The sequence below is a fragment of the Flavivirga abyssicola genome (assembly GCF_030540775.2).
Taxonomy (GTDB): Bacteria; Bacteroidota; Bacteroidia; order Flavobacteriales; family Flavobacteriaceae; genus Flavivirga; species Flavivirga abyssicola.
Window position 1 is genome coordinate 1,233,235 of record NZ_CP141266.1, and the last position, 18,684, is coordinate 1,251,918.

Sequence of the window (18,684 nt, forward strand, 5' to 3'; positions counted from 1 at the left end):
GGAAAAAAAGTAAGGTTTTACCTTACTAATGGTAAGGTTTTGGAAAAATTTACGAGCGCATTGCTGTTTTAAATAGGGACAAACACAGAATACGTATTAAAAATATTACGAAATAATATATTAGGATAAATTACAGTTCTATATAAATTAAGTTAGTCTTAAAACAAAAAAGCATCCCAATTTTCTTCACAGAAAAAAGGAAAGCTTCTCATTGGCTTGTGCTGAACTCTAGTACTGAATTTATTTCAGTATCACTCAGCAACTCTACCTTTTTACCTCAATTTTCATTGAGATAAACAACACAACGTCGTATTAATTGCCAAAAAAAGCCCTAATTTCTCAGAGCTTTATTTTTTGCAATTTTTGCGGTCTGGACGGGACTCGAACCCGCGACCTTCGCCGTGACAGGGCGACATTCTAACCAACTGAACTACCAGACCGTTGCTTTATTGCGGTTGCAAATATACACGCCTTTTTTAATATCTCAAATGTTTTTTCAAGTTTTTTGAATTTTATTTTAAAAAAGAATACTTCAATACTTTGACCCAAAAGCCTCTTATAGAGCCTATACAAACTTTTGACGTTCTATCATGTATGTTGTCAGGATGTTATTGAAATTCTTATTTATATCTGCTTCAACATATTTAATTTTATACTGAGCACACTTTAATCGTAAAGCTTCAAAATAATCACTCACCGTTTTTTTATAATTGTCTTTTACGGTATCTGCATATAAATTAATATACTCTCCTGTTTCAACATCAATAAAACGCTTTGGTTTATTATCAAAATTAAAAGCCAATTCTTTTTTCTTATCAAATACATGAAACAGGATGACTTCGTGTTTGTTGTATTTTAAATGACGTAATGCTTCAAATAGTTTCACCTCATCTTCAGATGTTTGAAGCATATCGGTAAACAAAAATATCATGGAACGTCTATGAATCTTTTCAGCAATTTCGTGTAAATATTTATACGTTTCCGTTTCTTTATTTAAAGGTTTAGAAATCACAGCATCACTCAAATGATTCAATAACATTTGATGGTGGCGTTCACTCCCCTTTTCGGGCGCATAATAATCGTAATTGTCACTATATATACTTAAACCAACTGCGTCTCGCTGCCTTTTTAAAATATGCATTAAAGATGCTGAAGCTAATGCTGAAAACCCTATTTTATTTAAACTATCAATAGAAAAAGAATCCATCTTTGGATAATGCATTGAACTACTATTATCTATAATGATATGACAACGCAAATTAGTTTCATCGTCATAACGTTTGGTGTAAAGTTTATCTGTTTTAGCAAATAGTTTCCAATCTATATGACGTGTACTCTCTCCTTGATTGTAAATTTTATGCTCAGCAAATTCGGCTGAAAACCCATGAAACGGACTTTTATGCATCCCTGCAATGAAGCCTTCTACGACTTGTTTAGCAAGTAGCTCTAGGTTTTTAAACCCTTCTGTTTTATTTAATTCTGCTTGTAAATCCATTAATTAGAGTACTTAATTTTTTGAGCACGATACAGTATATCTACACTTTGCAACAGTTTGTTTTTTAGCACGGGGCTAAAATCTGGGTTTTCTACTAAAAATGCTTCTACAACATGATACGCATTTTTAGATGAATACCTTCCTATAGTATTATTTAGCCAATTTTTCGGGAAAAAGATATCTCCTGTCAACTGTATGTCTTCCAAAGCATTTAAACATGCCCGTAAATGTTTTTCTGCCGATTTTTGACGTAACGGATGGTGTATATTACCCAAAGCACTTAACACCCAAGACTCTTTTGTTCTATGATCTGCTTCGAAAAAAGAATTCATAAAATCATCCCTAACCTTTTCGTCATTTGATAATGATGGCAGTAAATATTCAAATCGTTTTTTAGTATCCGGATTCGTTATTTGTGTTTTAGCCACTTCGAGGATTTCATCTATCTTTGCATGATTATAAATTGCCAATGCCGAAGCTATACTTGTATAATCATTTTCATTTAGGTTTAATCCTTTAATCTCAATTTTCTTAGTCCATACATCATATAAGAACAGCTTCCCATTTATAGAATAAGCAATGCCTTTATATAAATTAAAAAGTGTTTTCTTTATTCCAGAATCTAAATCTTTATTTAACATACCCTGCAATAATGGTTCCATGAGTTGTTGTGCTTCGAAACGCTCTTGAAACGTAAGGAAATTCCAAAAGACCGAAGATAGTTCTCTTGAAATAAGGCTAACTATTTGCTCTTCTGTTTCACTCTCAATACCTTCTAAAAGCAAATTAAAAGCCTTTGTGGGAGTCACTAAACCCGCAAGCATATTTTCATACAAATTGATATATGCATACCCTCTAGCTTCGTCATTTTTAATACTTGGAAGTATTTTCAAATGCTCGACATCAATAGGAAAAACACCATAACCAAAAGCGTCATAATTATAAACTATAGTTTTAGGTTTTTTCATGCCTATAACTTCTTCTAACTGCATTCTTTTATTTTTTAAACGCACAGTTTTTACAAGCGTCGTATCTTGATATATTAAACCTATATTAAAGGTTTGTGGCCAAATATTATCACTTCCATCTTCAGCTTTTTGGGAAATTTCAAAGGTTTTAATTTTATTATTTTGATAAATAATACTATCCATTATAATAGGTCTTCCCGGTTGTGTTACCCAAACGCGACTCCATTGTTTTAAATCGATGTCAGTCTCTGCACTTAATAGATTAATCAAATCATTCCAATCGGCATTAGTATTAGCAAATTTCTGAATATAATTACGTAAACCCTTTTTAAAATTATCTTCACCAATAGCGGCTTCTAATTGCCTCATCATTATAGGTGCTTTATGATATATAATATTACCATAGAGTGTCCCTGCGTTTTTTAAATTATCTAAATTTTGACGGATTGGAGTAGCTCCTCTGGTTCTATCTTCACTATAAGCACTTGGGTAATGATCGGACATAAATTCCAACGTATGGTTAATATCTGGAAACGTCGGATTTGCAATTTTATCTGCCATAAAATTCGCAAATACTTCTTTTAACCAAACGTCATTAAACCACTTCATGGTAACCAAATTACCAAACCACATATGTGATGTTTCGTGAGCTATTAATTTTCCTCTATTTAATTTCTGATTTAAAGTAGCACTTTCATCTAAAAAAAGTGATGATTCTCTGTACTGAATAGCTCCAACATGCTCCATACCTCCATATTGAAATCCTGGAATGCTGGCATAATCCATTTTTTGAAACGGAAACTCTTTTTGTGTATAGTCTTCTAAAAAATTAACAGATTCTTGATGAAGCTTAAAAATCTCATCCATACTGGCTTTTATTTTAGCTTCATTATTTTCTCTGTAAAGTAGTTTCATATCAAACGAACCCAAATTTTGTGTTGTTCTATTAAATACGCCAGCTACAAAAGAAAATAAATACGTGCTCATTTTATCTGATTCATGAAACACATACCTTGTATAATCCTGTTTATCTTCTTTATAGTTTAATTTAGAACCACATAATACTTTCCACGATTTTGGAGCTGTAATGTCTAGTATATAATTGGCTTTTATATCTGGTTGATCAAAACAAGGAAATAATGTACTCGCTCTATCTGGAACTAATAACGTGTATAAATAATCATCGTTTCTATTAAGTGATAATTCACCTGCTATAAATGATATATCTATAGTATTGTTCCCTAGTTTTAAATCCGTTTCTGAAATAATAAGATGTTCTTGCTTATGATTAACCTCAATAACTTTTCCATTTGCAATCACGTTTTTAATAAAAGACTTTTTTTCATTAAAATCTAAATACAATGGGGATTCTAAATCTTTAACTTTTAAATTCAACTTTAACTCTGAAGCTATTGAATCTTCTTTTTTTAAAGGAATATTAAATTTTAAATTATAAACAACATCTTCAACTTGTGTTTTTCTATACGTTGATAAATCTAAAGATATACCTTCAGACAAAAGCATGCTTTCTCTTTGTTTGGTGTCACAAGAAAACAGCATTAAGAAACACAATAAGTATAAAAAATTCTTCATAAAAAGCGGCTCAATAAAACCAGAAAAAGGTTTACTATAATGCAAACCTTTTATCAATTTCTTTTAATTACCAAACAACATTATAAAACAGCATCAACAATACCATAAGAAACAGATTCATCTGCTCCCATCCAGTGGTCGCGATTAAAATCCTTCATTATTTTATCAAAAGTTTGTCCGCAATTATCTGCTAATATTTGCGCACTTAATTCTTTAGTAATTATAATTTCTTTAGCTGTAATTTCTATATCGCTTGCTTGCCCACGTGCACCACCACTAGGTTGGTGAATCATAACACGGGCATGTGGTTGTATAAAACGTTTCCCTTTTTCTCCAGCAGATAATATTAAAGAGCCCATTGAAGCTGCGAATCCTGTACAGATTGTTGAAACATCACTTTTTAAAGATTTTATACAATCGTAAATTGCAAAACCAGACGTTACATAACCTCCTGGACTATTTATGTATAAATGAATATCCTTAGCCTCCAATGCATCTAAATACAATAAACGCTCTATAACGTGTTTGGCAGAATCATCATCAACTTGTCCCCATAAAAACACTTTACGTTCTTCTATTAGTTTGCTATCAATGGCATCTTGTACTTTTATTTGTTTACTCATATCTGTTTTTAATTTTTTACTCGTTCTTATTTTATTAATTTTTTAAAATTAATAATAAAATTGAGAACGAACAGAACCACTTTACTCTTTCATTAAAAATTTTAAAAAGCATTTTGTAAAAGTACTTTTTAAATTTGTTAATTTTCGTTTCATCTAAAATAAAAAAAGGTTTGCCATAATGACAAACCTTTTCAGTTTTCTTTTTAATGTATTGACTATAAAAGTGAATCTATAGCTTCAGTATAAGCATTTTTTGGTGCTACTCCAACTTGTCTTCCAACAACTTCTCCGTTTTGAAAAACCAAAACAGTAGGGATGTTACGCACACCATATTTAGCAGCAAACTCTTGGTTGGCATCTACATCTACTTTTCCAACAACAGCTTTACCATCATATTCTCCACTAATTTCCTCTATAATTGGTCCAACCATTCTACAAGGTCCACACCAAGCAGCCCAAAAGTCAACCAATACAGGTTTATCACTTTTTAATACAGTTTCTTCAAACGTTGCATCTGTTATTTCTAATGCCATAATATTTATGTTTTAAGTTCGTATTTTATTATTAATATCGCAAAATTAGTCAAAATATTTACGAAAGCTTACAATCTAACAATTTGTTTTATCTATATCAATATTGTTCTGCACTATATATATTTAAAAATGTTTCTACTCTTCATGAGAATTCGTTGTTATCTAAATTTATTTTATTATAAAATATGATTTAAAAAAAATCACAATAAACTGATTTACATTATTTTAAACATATTTTTAAAAATCAAAACCATGTTAGGCAACCAAAAAGTTGCATATTTAAAATATTTATTCTAGTTTAGCAACCATAAAGTTGCATATTAATTAAAAATCGAACTTATTATGAATGATGTTATTAAAAAAGAAAAGGTATTTAAACACTCCATAGATAAAGTATGGAATGCTATTTCTAAAGCTGAAGAAATATCTGCCTGGTTTATTCAAGCAGATTTTAAAGCTGAAAAAGGGTATCAATATACGTTTACTTCAGAACCTAACGAAAAGGGTTGCACAACCATTAGTGGGGAAGTAAAAGAATCTAATCCATACAAATTAGTTTATACCTGGATAGTTGCAGAAATGAAAGTAGAAACTACAGTTACCTGGGAATTAGAGGCTACAGAAAACGGCACCAAATTATATCTGGAACATTCTGGAATTTCAAATTACGAAGGCGAAACTGCTGTAAAAATGTTTGAAAGTTTTAACGGTGGTTGGGATAACTGTATAAACGGATTAACGGATTACTTAAAACAATTAGTTAATGCAGGATAAAATAACCAAACTATTTAAAGCTATTGCAGATCCAACTAGGCGTGATATTTTTCACGCCTTGGTTATTGCAACCTCAGCCTTATCCATTACTCAAATATCCAGTCAGTTTGATATTAGCAGACAAGGTGTAACCAAACATATAAAAACACTAGAAGAAGCTGGTCTAGTACATATTAATACACACGGACGTGAACGTTTTTGTAATGCCAATGCAAAACCTTTAAAAGAAGTTAGTAAATGGGTGGAATTTTACTCACAATTCTGGGATAATTCATTACAAGGTTTAGAGAATTATTTAAACAATTCAAAAGATGTCTAGTACTATAAAACAAATGGACAGCCAAATTAAGAACTACAAAAAGCAGTTAGAGGTAAACGCTAGTTCTAAACAAGTGTTTAGTGCCTTAAACGAAGGACTTCATTTATGGTGGGGAAAAATAAGCAATTCCGACTTTAAAACCGGAGGTCAATTCACCATTCAATTTGAAAATGATTATTGGTGGACTTTTAAAATTATGGAACATACTCCTAATCTGGAATTAGTTTGGAAATGTATTGATGGTGAACCCGATTTTAATAAAGAATGGATCGGTCATGTGTTGCATTGGAAGATAACTGAACCAGCAGAAAAATCTTTAATAAATTTTCATCAAATTGGGCTTAATCCTAACATAGATTGTTATTCTATTTGTTCTAAAACATGGGATATGTTTATAAGCGAACGTCTAAAAAAACACTTAAACCAAGCTTAATATTTAATTTAATCTTTTGGTAAAGAAATATTAAAACTAAATTATCATTTTTGATTTTTTAATTTTGAGATAACACATGGATTTTAAAATAATTGGTTGGGCTGGAGCTTTGTTGTATATTATTGCATACATTCTATTAAGTTTTGATGTATTAAACTCTAAAAAATCAATGTACCATATCTTAAATGGGTTAGGTGGTATTTGCTTAATTGCAAATGCCTTACCAATAAATGACTACCCAACAATAGCTGTTAATGCCGTATGGTGTTTAATTGCTTTGATTATTATCGTAAAAATTTCGATTAAAAAGAATCAGGGTTAAGCAAATTCGATTAGTTGCATGGCATATTTTATATAAGGCTTAACATTTTTTTTATAAGCACTATTATCATCTAAATGAATACCTAAATTATAATATGCACCATCTATAAGAGCAAATAAGATTGTTGTTAGTTCAGAAATATTTTCATTTAATATTATTTTGTCATTTTTTGCAGCAGTTAATTTGTTTTCCAATTCACTTTTTAAAACCTGCAAAAAAAATCTGAACTTTTCATTAATCATTTTATTTTGATAAATTAAAGCATACAGACTATAAAAAACACCATCATCAATATAATTATTCCATTTTCTCGAAAATAAAGACTCAATAAATTCCTCAAATTCAGTTCTATTAGAAATTGATGGTCTTTCACTAGAGTTGATAAATTTTAAATAGTTATCTAATATATGATCATTTAAGGCTAAAAGTAAATTCTCTTTACTTTCAAAATAATGCATAACTAAACCTTTACTAATATTCATTTCGTTTGCAACTTTAGCTATCGAAGCATTTTCCAAACCAAATTGCTTGGCTACTAAATAGAAGGATTTTACAATTTCCTCTCTTCTTATATGTGAAATTTCTTTTCTTCCCATTTGGCTTTATTATCAAAAAAGTAATATTTCTAAGTACAAATTAAACATTTCTTTACACTAATAACTTTTCGTAAACATTAAACTAATTTAATGATAACTTTTTTTTAATTGAACAGTCGTTCAATTAAAAAATCATTCCTATAATTTTGGAGCACTAAATTGAACTTAATCTCTATGAAAAAAATTATTTTTCTCTTGCTCGTTTTCTCCTCTATGCATGTTATTTCTCAACAAAATGTAAAAGGCATTATAACTGACAAACATGGGACCCCCATTTTAATTGAAACAAATATATCTATAAAAGGAACAGATAAAAAAACACTTACTGATTACAAGGCTGAATATTCAATTACAGCAAATAAAAGCGATGTTTTAGTCTTTGCTCATCCTGGTTATCAATCACAAGAAATAAAAGTAGGAGATAAAAACGTGATTAACGTTGTATTGGAAAGGGAAACAATACAAAGAAACGGACCTCACAAAGTTGTGTTTATAATAGTTGATGGTATATCAACAGATATGTACTATAAAGCAAATACGCCCTATTTAGATGCCATATCTAAAGATGGTGCTTTTACTGAAGCTTATGTTGGTGGTAAACGCGGTACTTATAGCGAAACTCCAACCATATCAGCCGTAGGCTATAACAGTTTGCTTACTGGAACCTGGGTAAACAAACACAATGTCTATTGGAACTCCATCTTAAACCCCAATTATAACTACCCTACGGTTTTTAGATTATTAAAGGATAGTTTTCCTAATAAAAAAACAGCCATTTACTCTACCTGGTTGGATAACAGAACCAAACTCGTTGGAGAGGGGTTAGAAGCGACAGGCAATATTAAGGTAGACTATCATTTTGACGGTTTAGAGTTAAATGAAGAACTATATCCTCACGATGACCAGAAGAAATATCTCAAGCGAATTGATGCTGAAGTAGCTAGAACAGCTGCCACTCATATTTATGAAGAAGGCCCAGATTTATCATGGGTGTATTTAGAACACACAGATGATATGGGACATTTGTATGGAGACAGCAAACAACTTTACGAAGCGATTTCTTACGAGGATGCACTAATAGGTTTGATATGGGATGCAACCAAACTTCGTGAAGAAAAAACTGGAGAAAATTGGCTAGTAATTATTACTACAGATCACGGTAGAAGACCAATAGATGGCAAACATCACGGGTACCAATCGTACAGAGAAAGAAGTACTTGGATAGCACTTAGCAAGCCCATTGAAAACACATACTTTAAAAACAATAAAGTTTCTATTGTAGATATTTTTCCAACCATTACAGACTATATGGGTATTCCCATTCCTCAACATGTAGCTTATGAGCTTGATGGAGTTTCATTAACAAATACTGTCGATGCATTCAATCTGGAAGCCACATGCTATAATGGAAAATACTTAAATGCAAAATGGTTAACAGAAAGTAAAAATAACGAGCAGGCAAAAATCTTTATAAGCTATTCAAATAATAAAAAAGAGGGAGGCATAGATAATTATAAACAGATAGGGGAAATTGATGTTCAGAAAAGAGCATTTAATGCCCAAATAAATCCTCCTAAAAAATGTAAATACGCTAAGCTGGTTTTAGAAACCAAAAACCACACTATAAATACCTGGATAAAAATAAAACCTTAAAACCTCTCTCAAGAAAATCATTTTACAAAAATTCAATTAAATCATTTTTAATCTTAAAAATTAAATTCTAACTAATAATGAAAAAATATTTCACATTTTTATGCATTCTGGTTACCTCATTGCTTTTTGCACAAAAACCAATAGAAGGTAAAATAACAGATGAAAAAGGCATTCCAATTACTGGAGCTAATATACAAGTCCTAAATACGATTAAAGGAGCCGTTACCGATTTTGATGGCACCTTTTCTATAGAAGCAAACAATGGTGATGTTCTAGAATTTTCCTATGTAGGCTATAAAACACAAACTTTAACATTTAATAATCAAACATTATTAAATATAATACTAAAGGAAGATACAACTCAACTTAATGAGATCATTATAACTTCTTTGGGTATTAAAAAAGAGAAAAAAACAATTGGTTATGCAGCCAGCGAATTAAAAGCAAAAGAATTAACCGTAGTCAAAACTATAAATGTTGTAAATTCTTTATCGGGTAAAGTAGCTGGGTTACAAGTTACAGGCGCCAGTAATGGAGTTGCAAGTTCTGCGAGAGTTGTTATAAGGGGTGAAAATTCCCTAAATCTTAATAGTAATGAACCTTTATTTATTTTAGACGGTGTTCCTGTTAATAACAGAATTTTTGGTGTTGGCGGTAATTCTACAAATCAAGCAGATTTACCTACAGATTATGGAAATGGTTTATCTGAATTGAACTCGGAGGATTTTGAATCAGTAACTGTGTTAAAAGGTGCAGCCGCTTCTGCTCTATACGGATCGAGAGCAGCAAACGGGGTTATAGTAATTACTACAAAAACTGGCAAAAAAGATAAAGGTCTTGGAGTAGAAATTTCATCCTCAACCATGTTTAGTTCCGCATTAAGGCTACCAGATTTGCAAACCGAATACGGTGGTGGATGGGCCGGAAATTATGCATCAAACTTTGGAACTAATTACGGACCTGTCTTAGACGGTTCTATTATTACTCATGAATTAGCTCTTGGAGAGCCTGTTGACAGACCATTTATAAACAGGTACGATCTAAACGATTTTTTCGAAACAGGAACTAACCTTAACAATACGATAACTATCTCTGGAGCAGATGAGAAAAGTGACTTTCTGTTTAGTTATGGTAACTCGGATAATAAAGGCATTGTCCCTAACACAAATTTAAAAGGGAACAGTTTTAGGTTAAATGCAGGCTATAATCTTACGGATAAGTGGAAAATTAATGCCAAAGCCAATTATATTACACGTAAATCTGACAACTTAACGGTGGCAGGGTATGGTAGCCAGGGCATTATGTATACATTGCTTTGGAACTATATAAACATAGACCTTAAAGACCTGAAAAATTATTGGAATGTTCCAAATCAGGAACAACGTAAATTATTTACATGGGGAGATAATCCTTGGTTTATTGTAAACGAAAATATAAATGCTTTTAATAAAAGACGATTTATAGGAAACTTAAGTTCAACATATAAAATCACTGATAATCTAAGTCTTTTAGCCAGAATAGGAGCAGACGAATCAAATGATTTCAGGTGGTCTAGAAGATCGATAGGAGCACAACGTAACCCTAACGGCATGTATAGAGAACAAAAGATTAGGTTTTCTGAAATTAATGCAGATTTTTTGCTTACCTATGAAAAGAAATCTGGAGATTTTGACACCAGGACGTCAATTGGTGGAAATAGATTTGATCAAAAAATAACCGAAGGCTTTATACAAGGTAATAGTTTGGCCATTCCTGGTCTTTATAATTCTCAGAATATTAATGTGACTCCTTTAGTTAGAAATGATTTATTCGAAAAAAGAATCAATAGTTTATACGCATTTACCAACATTGGATATAAAGATTATTTATATCTGGATTTAACAGCAAGAAATGACTGGTCATCAACGCTCCCTATAAACAATAACTCTTATTTTTATCCAGGGGGATCACTGTCGTTCATTCCCTCATCAGCATTCAAATTACCAGAGGCTATTAATTTCTTGAAATTAAGATTCAATATGGCAGAAGTTGGTAAAGATACAGATCCTTATAATTTGATAACAGCTTACAATTTTGGAGAGCTTAACGGTACTCTAACAAATCCTTCTCAATTATTAAACGAAAATTTAAAACCAGAAACCACTACATCAACAGAAGTTGGTATAGAAACTTTCTTATTTAATAAAAGAGTATCATTTGATGCAACATATTACACATCAACTTCTAAGGATCAAATTTTAAACGTGGGCATATCTGGAGCAAACGGATTTAACTCTATAGTAACTAATGCTGGTGAAATAAAAAACTCCGGAATTGAATTAGCACTAGGGGTAAAACCTATAAAAACCAACAATCTGGAATGGGGTATAAATGCAAACTTTAGCAAAAACAAAAGTGAAGTAAAATCATTACTAGGTAATCTGGATACTTTTATTATAGCTCAAGGTCCGGACGGCGTAACTGTTGAAGCCAGGCCAGGAGAACAAATGGGAGATATTTATGGCAATAGTTATATAAGAAATGATGCTGGAGACATCATCTTTGAAAACGGATTACCTCTTACTGGGGATAGAAGAAAAGTAGGTAATTACAATCCCGATTGGATCTTAGGTTTATCTACAAACCTTAATTACAAAGGTTTTAGTCTATTTGCTCAATTTGACGTAAGACAAGGCGGCGAAATCTATTCATATACCAATGCTATTGGTCGAGAAAGTGGCACATTAGCATTTACAACGGCTTGGAGAGATGGTATTGTGGGTGAGGGCGTAGTAAGTGATGGCAATGGTGGCTTTACTCCCAACACACAGGAAGTAACAGCTGAAGCATGGGCGTACGCAGTACCTAGAAATAATGCAGAAGCCAATATTTTTGATGCTTCATATGTTAAGCTACGTCAATTAAGTGTTGGCTATACATTTGCCAACAATTGGATTAACACTCTTGGTATGCAGGAATTATCAATAAACTTTGTAGGGTCAAACCTCTTCCTGTGGACAGACGTTCCAAACATAGATCCTGAAGCACAAGCCCTTAACGGAGGATCATTATTACCAGGTTTTGAAGTTACTCAGCTTCCTTCTTCAAGGAGCTACGGATTTAAAATAAATGCGAAATTTTAAAAAAAGAAAACATGAAAAAATTAATATTTCTACTGTCATCATTCCTTATTTTAAGTGGATGTACTAAAGATTTTGAAGCAATAAATACCAATCCTAATAATCAGGAAAAAGCAAGTGAAAGCTTATTATTACCAACCATAATATTTGATTTGTCGAATACTCTCGTCAATCAAACTTATGCCTTTGGAGATGTCATTAGTCAGTATGCCGCAAACTACGAGTTTAATGATATAGATATTTATCGTTGGCAGGGAGATGACAGGTTTTGGTCTCCTATGTATGGAATATTGCAAGATATTAGTGACCTAAAAAACATCGCGAAAACTAATGAAAATGTAAACTATGAGTCCATAGCTTTAATTTTAGAAGCCTATATTTTTAGTATAATAACAGATAGTTATGGAGATGTTCCAATGTCTGAAGCTAATAAAACTTCAGAAGGGCTAATTTCTCCAATTTACGATAAACAAGAAGACATTTACAATGCGTTATTAAATAAATTAGAAGAAGCCAACATGCTTATAAACACCTCTGAAACTGTTACCGGAGACATTCTTTATGGAGGCGATATGTTAAAATGGAAAAAGTTTGCTAATTCATTGAAATTGCGTTTGCTTATACACACCAGTAATGTTCAAAATATTGCTACAGATATAAATACTATTATTAATGATAGCAATACATATCCTATATTTGAATCTAATGATGACAATGCTATCTATAAGTATAGTGGGAATTTCCCGGATATTTCTGATGTTTCCCAAGTTGGAGGCGGTAGAGGTTATGAATATTTTTTACGCATCCCTACAACTCACTTTATTAATCTTCTTAATGATAATAACGATCCCCGATTAGAATTATGGGTAAGTCCAAAAGAAGGCACTAACGATAGAACATTAGGAACAGCTCCCGGTCAATCATTAAGTGATATAGGTAGACCGAATGAATTAAGTAGACGTTCAACAGAATTTTTTGAAAGCGCTACCAAAATACAGGGTATCTTTATGACGTATAGTGAATTAAATTTTATTTTGGCTGAAGTCAGAGAAAATGGGATTATTAATTTAGGTACAGCCGAAGAATACTATAACACTGCTGTAACTGCTTCTTTCAATCAGTGGGAAGTTACTATCCCAGACAATTTCTTAAGTGCAACAGTATCTTATGATAATACTACCGAAAGACTCTATGAGCAAAAATGGTTGGCGTTATATCATACAAGTATGGAAACCTGGTTTGATTGGAAACGCACAGGTAAACCAAATTTTATTCAAGCAGGTTCTGGTAATATTAATAGCAATAAAGTTCCTGTTCGCTTACAATATCCAAATCTGGAACAGTCAGTGAATACGACCAACTATAATAAGGCTTCTGCCGATATGGGAGGAGATACCATTAATGCCTCTTCTTGGTGGTGGTAATCTTTATTTTTTGATATCAAAACAGGGCTTATATAAATTATAAGCCCTGTTTCTTTTTATACTTTCTTCTATTAATTAGAAATACAATAAAAACGACTATAAGAAGAAATACTCCCCCGATCAGATTTAAATAAATCCACAATATTACATTTTGAATTTTAGGTGCCAATAATTTCAATAATGTCTCTGAAGAGAAAAAGAAAATCACTTCTAAAGCTAAGAAAGTAATTACATGATAGAATATTATTTTCTTCATAATCATGAGACCCCTGCCTTCTCAGGGGTTTATTAATTCAATTTAAACATCACATCCTGACTTTCTAATTCACTAAGTAATTCTTGAGATACTTTAACTTTTTGTCTTCTACTAGGCATCTGTAATTTTATTTTGTCTTTATTGTCATAAACCACAAAATTTAACGCTTGGTTTCCAGGATGCATTTGCAATAATTCTTTTAAGCGTAAAATGCTCTCTTCATGTAAATCTTTGATATTAAGCTGAATGGAAAGTTTTTTAGCATAGTTTTCCATGACATCATGTAGTAATTGAAAACTATTAAATTGTAATCTTGGATCACTCTTTTTTCCTGTATCTTTATTAACCCAGCCTTCTCTAATAAATGATTTTACAAACACAAAGTTATTTTTCATTAAAAAGTGTCTGAATTTTAAATATTCTTCACCAAAAATCCTGAATTCAAAACTATCTGTATAATCTTCAACAGTAAACATTCCCCACCCTTTTCCTTGCTTGCTCACACGATGTTGTACATCGGTTACAACACCACCAAAAACAATTTCTCTGTTTACATAAGGTTCTAAATTATTAAACATAGCAATGGCGCCATTACAAAAGGTCTTCATTTCAGTTTTAAAATCGTCTAACGGATGCCCAGAAATATAAACGCCTACAACCTCACGCTCTTGCGCTAATTTTTCCATTGTTCCCCATTCTTCACATGGTGGTACTTCTGGTTCTGCTATCTGAACATCACTGGTTGCTCCAAATAAACTTACTTGAGATGAATTCTCGTTTTCTTGATGTTTATTGCCATATTTAACTGCTTTTTCCAAAAAAGTAATGCCATCACCTTCTTTATGAAAATACTGGGCGCGATGTGTACCTCCAAAACAATCAAAACCTCCAGCTAAAGCTAAATTTTCAAAGGCTTTTTTATTGGCTGCTCTTAAATCGATTCGTTTTGCTAAATCGAAAATAGATTTATACGGGCCATCTTCTTTTCTATTTTCAACAATAGTCATTACGGCACCATGACCAACACCTTTTATAGCTCCCATTCCAAAACGTACCGCATTATCATTATTTACAGAAAACTTATAATACGATTCGTTAACATCTGGTCCCAAAACATCCAATTTCATACGTTTACATTCTTCCATAAAGAACGTAACCTGTTTGATATCGTTCATGTTATTGGATAATACAGCAGCCATATATTCTGCTGGGTAGTGTGCTTTTAAATAAGCAGTTTGGTAAGCAATCCATGCGTAACAGGTGGAGTGAGATTTGTTAAAGGCATAACTTGCAAAGGCTTCCCAATCTTTCCATACCTTTTCTAGCACTTTAGCATCATGTCCATTTGCACTCGCTTGCTCAACAAATTTCGGTTTCATTTTATCCAGTACCGCAATTTGCTTTTTCCCCATCGCCTTACGTAATACATCGGCTTCACCTTTTGTAAATCCAGCTAATTTTTGAGAAAGTAACATCACCTGCTCTTGATACACTGTAATACCGTAAGTTTCTTTTAAATACTCTTCCATTGCTGGTAAATCGTACTCAATATCTTCATCACCATGTTTTCTTCTAACGAAACTTGGAATATATTCCATAGGTCCCGGACGATACAAGGCATTCATGGCAATTAAATCTTCAAAAACTGTTGGCTTTAAATCTCTAAGGTGTTTTTGCATTCCGGGAGATTCATATTGAAACACCCCTACAGTTTCTCCACGTTGGAATAAAGCATAGGTTTCTTCATCATCTAAAGGAAAGGATTCTGGATCCAGTAAAATATTATGTTTTGCTTTTACAATTTTAACAGTATCCTTAATTAAAGTCAGTGTCTTTAACCCCAAAAAATCCATTTTTAATAAGCCAGCATCTTCAACAACCGAGTTATCAAACTGCGTGACGTACAAATCGGAATCTTTAGCTACAGATACGGGTACGAACTTAGTGATATCATCGGGTGTTATAATAACCCCACAGGCATGGATTCCTGTATTTCTCACAGAACCTTCCAGAGCTCGCGCTGTATTAACAGTCTCTGCTTCTAAACCTGATCCTTCAGAAATATTTAAAAGCTCATTAACTTTTTCTAATTCTTCTGCTCTAAACTTGCCTGCCAGCGCTTTTTCGTTTAACCCAAAAATTTTATTAAGTTTAGACATATTAGGTATCAACTTCGCAATTCTATCGGCATCAAACAGAGGCAAATCTAACACACGTGCTGTATCTCGAATGGACGACTTAGCCGCCATAGTACCATAAGTAATAATTTGTGCTACTTGATTAGCACCATACTTATCAATCACATAATCCATAACCCGACTTCTTCCTTCATCATCAAAATCGATATCAATATCTGGCATACTAATACGATCTGGATTCAAGAAACGCTCAAAAAGCAAATCATACTTCAAAGGATCGATATTGGTAATCCACAAGCAGTATGCGGCTACTGATCCGGCAGCAGACCCACGACCCGGTCCTACGGATACATCCATGTTTCGAGCCTCTCGAATAAAATCCTCTACAATTAAGAAATACCCAGGATATCCTGTGTTTTCAATTACGCTTAATTCGAAATCTAACCGTTCGACGACCTCTTCACTAAGCGGTTCTCCATAGCGTTTTTTAGCCCCTTCAAATGTTAAATGTTTTAAATAGGCATTTTCACCACGTTTACCACCATCAGCTAAATCTTCCTCGTGCTTAAATTCATCGGGAATATCAAAAGCTGGTAAAAGGACATCTCTTGCAAGTTGGAATCCTTCAATTTTATCAACTAAGTCACTAATATTTATAATGGCTTCTGGTTGATCATGAAATAATTCCTTCATTTCGTCAGAAGACTTAAAATAATATTCCTGGTTAGGTAACCCATAACGGTAACCTCTTCCTCTACCTATAGGCGTGGCCTGTTTTTCGCCATCTTTTACACATAGTAAAATATCATGTGCATTCGCATCGGCTTGTTTCTGGTAGTATGTATTATTTGTTGCTACCAATTTTACATCATGCTTTTTCGCTAATGCTATCAAAGTTGGGTTTACACGATTTTCATCTTCTTGATTATGTCGCATGAGTTCTACATACAGATCATCTCCGAACTCATTTTTCCACCATAGCAATGCTTCTTCGGCTTGTTTTTCACCTATATTAAGTACTTTACTGGGTACTTCACCATACAAGTTACCAGTAAGGACTATAATGTCTTCCTTATATTGTTGTATGAGTTTTTTATCTATTCTGGGTACATAGTAAAACCCATTAACAAAGGCATGCGAAGATAGTTTTGCAAGATTATGATACCCGTTTTTGTTTTTAGCTATCAACACCACCTGATACCCATTATCTTTTCTTGATTTATCTTCATGGTTTTCGCAAACAAAAAACTCACATCCTACAATGGGTTTTATCAATTGTTTTTCTGACGTCTCACCTCGCTCCTCCGCTTCTGCTATACTCGCCTTTATACTACTATTTTGTTTGTTAACAGCATTTATAAAATGAAACGCACCCATCATATTTGCATGATCGGTGAGCGCCACAGCTGGCATATTATGAGAGGCTGCAGCAGCCACGATGTCTCCAACACTCATAGTAGATTGTAATACAGAAAACTGTGAATGGTTATGAAGGTGTACAAAATCAACATCAGCTAAATCAGATATATTTTTCTTAATATCTTCAGTTGAAACTGTTTCTTGTTTAAGACTTTGAAGACGCTCTCGAATTTTAGCACTTTCTTGTTTAAGATTAACGTGCTTTAATTTTATAAGCTCAATTTCTTTTGGATTGGCTTCGTTAAAATTCTGAAAATACTCAGGTTCTACATCAAGTTGTTCTTTAGTATACTCGCCCAAACGAACCAACTCAAAAAAGCAGCGTGTCGTTGCCTCTACATCGGCCGTTGCATTATGCGCTTCTGCAAAAGGAGTCTTAAATAAAAACTCATGTAATTCGGTTAGTGTTGGGAGTTTAAATTTACCGCCTCGTCCACCGGGAATCTGACACAAACTTGCCGTATGTTCTGTACAGGTATCCAAAACGGGCAATTCCTGTAATGGATTCGCAACATCACCCCGAACAAATTCGGCGCCCATAATGTTTAAATCAAACTTTACATTTTGTCCAACAACAAACTTCGTTTTACTTAAAGCATCATTAAATTTTTCCAGAACTTCTGCTAAAGGGACACCTTGTTCTTGGGCTAATTCTGTAGAAATTCCATGAATTTTCTCAGCATCATAAGGAATATTAAAACCTTCGGGTTGTACCAAATAATCTTGATGATCGATACAGTTCCCCATAGCATCGTGTAACTGCCATGCAATCTGAATACACCTTGGCCAATTATCTGTATCGGTAATAGGTGCATCCCAACGTTTTGGTAATCCAGTAGTTTCTGTATCGAAAATTAAGTACATATCTGTATTTAGATGTTTGGTGTTAAGTCGTTTTAGAATTATTAAACGCAGTTTATAAAAATACAGAATATTATAACTTATGGAAATGAAAGTTATGAACAGTTTTAAACATAAGTTTTAATTTTATTTGTATTATTTTTGAAAGTCATAATATA

The 18,684-nt window shown here is 32.8% G+C and carries 13 protein-coding genes and 1 tRNA gene; 7 read left to right on the forward strand and 7 right to left on the reverse strand.

What is annotated here, in order from left to right:
* Window positions 1–366: 366 nt before the first annotated feature.
* The 5 genes from Q4Q34_RS04985 to trxA all read right to left on the reverse strand — a co-directional run bounded on the left by Q4Q34_RS04985 (window position 367) and on the right by trxA (window position 5,212).
* A tRNA-Asp gene (locus tag Q4Q34_RS04985) sits at window positions 367–440 on the reverse strand.
* Window positions 441–565: 125 nt separating this feature from the next.
* On the reverse strand, window positions 566–1,495 hold the full coding sequence (locus Q4Q34_RS04990) for a DUF58 domain-containing protein (protein WP_303318812.1): 930 nt from the start codon (window positions 1,493–1,495) through the stop codon (window positions 566–568).
* Window positions 1,495–4,056, reverse strand: coding sequence for a M1 family metallopeptidase (locus tag Q4Q34_RS04995; protein ID WP_303318813.1), 2,562 nt, complete (start codon window positions 4,054–4,056; stop codon window positions 1,495–1,497). The genes Q4Q34_RS04990 and Q4Q34_RS04995 overlap by 1 nt, the downstream gene beginning before the upstream one ends.
* Before the next feature lie 80 nt (window positions 4,057–4,136).
* Complete coding sequence (locus Q4Q34_RS05000; protein ID WP_303318814.1) at window positions 4,137–4,679, reverse strand: ClpP family protease; 543 nt, start codon at window positions 4,677–4,679, stop codon at window positions 4,137–4,139.
* 215 nt (window positions 4,680–4,894) lie between these two features.
* Window positions 4,895–5,212: a thioredoxin gene (trxA, locus tag Q4Q34_RS05005; protein WP_136480345.1), complete on the reverse strand. Its 318-nt coding sequence runs from the start codon at window positions 5,210–5,212 to the stop codon at window positions 4,895–4,897.
* 342 nt (window positions 5,213–5,554) lie between these two features.
* Here trxA and Q4Q34_RS05010 point away from each other — a divergent pair, with 342 nt between their 5' ends.
* The 4 genes from Q4Q34_RS05010 to Q4Q34_RS05025 all read left to right on the forward strand — a co-directional run bounded on the left by Q4Q34_RS05010 (window position 5,555) and on the right by Q4Q34_RS05025 (window position 7,060).
* On the forward strand, window positions 5,555–5,986 hold the full coding sequence (locus Q4Q34_RS05010) for an SRPBCC family protein (protein WP_303318815.1): 432 nt from the start codon (window positions 5,555–5,557) through the stop codon (window positions 5,984–5,986).
* Window positions 5,976–6,305, forward strand: a complete 330-nt coding sequence (locus Q4Q34_RS05015) for an ArsR/SmtB family transcription factor (protein ID WP_303318816.1) — start codon at window positions 5,976–5,978, stop codon at window positions 6,303–6,305. The genes Q4Q34_RS05010 and Q4Q34_RS05015 overlap by 11 nt, the downstream gene beginning before the upstream one ends.
* Window positions 6,298–6,738: an SRPBCC family protein gene (locus tag Q4Q34_RS05020; RefSeq protein ID WP_303318817.1), complete on the forward strand. Its 441-nt coding sequence runs from the start codon at window positions 6,298–6,300 to the stop codon at window positions 6,736–6,738. The genes Q4Q34_RS05015 and Q4Q34_RS05020 overlap by 8 nt, the downstream gene beginning before the upstream one ends.
* 76 nt (window positions 6,739–6,814) lie before the next feature.
* Window positions 6,815–7,060 carry a CBU_0592 family membrane protein gene (locus Q4Q34_RS05025; RefSeq protein WP_303318818.1) on the forward strand — a complete coding sequence of 82 codons (246 nt, stop codon included), beginning with the start codon at window positions 6,815–6,817 and terminating at the stop codon, window positions 7,058–7,060.
* Here the strand turns inward: Q4Q34_RS05025 and Q4Q34_RS05030 are convergent.
* Window positions 7,057–7,656 (reverse strand): TetR family transcriptional regulator, encoded by a 600-nt coding sequence (locus Q4Q34_RS05030; RefSeq protein ID WP_303318819.1) that lies wholly within the window; start codon window positions 7,654–7,656, stop codon window positions 7,057–7,059. The two genes, Q4Q34_RS05025 and Q4Q34_RS05030, sit on opposite strands and share 4 nt — an antisense overlap.
* Window positions 7,657–7,830: 174 nt before the next feature.
* Here Q4Q34_RS05030 and Q4Q34_RS05035 point away from each other — a divergent pair, with 174 nt between their 5' ends.
* The 3 genes from Q4Q34_RS05035 to Q4Q34_RS05045 all read left to right on the forward strand — a co-directional run bounded on the left by Q4Q34_RS05035 (window position 7,831) and on the right by Q4Q34_RS05045 (window position 13,852).
* Window positions 7,831–9,309 (forward strand): alkaline phosphatase family protein, encoded by a 1,479-nt coding sequence (locus Q4Q34_RS05035; RefSeq protein ID WP_303318820.1) that lies wholly within the window; start codon window positions 7,831–7,833, stop codon window positions 9,307–9,309.
* Window positions 9,310–9,386: 77 nt separating this feature from the next.
* A complete protein-coding gene (locus Q4Q34_RS05040; protein WP_303318821.1) occupies window positions 9,387–12,431 on the forward strand; it encodes a SusC/RagA family TonB-linked outer membrane protein in 3,045 nt (1,014 codons plus the stop codon).
* 11 nt (window positions 12,432–12,442) lie between these two features.
* Window positions 12,443–13,852, forward strand: a complete 1,410-nt coding sequence (locus Q4Q34_RS05045) for a SusD/RagB family nutrient-binding outer membrane lipoprotein (RefSeq protein ID WP_303318822.1) — start codon at window positions 12,443–12,445, stop codon at window positions 13,850–13,852.
* Window positions 13,853–14,140: 288 nt separating this feature from the next.
* Here Q4Q34_RS05045 and dnaE read toward each other — a convergent pair whose 3' ends face one another.
* Window positions 14,141–18,529, reverse strand: coding sequence for a DNA polymerase III subunit alpha (dnaE, locus tag Q4Q34_RS05050; protein ID WP_303318823.1), 4,389 nt, complete (start codon window positions 18,527–18,529; stop codon window positions 14,141–14,143).
* Window positions 18,530–18,684: the final 155 nt, after the last annotated feature.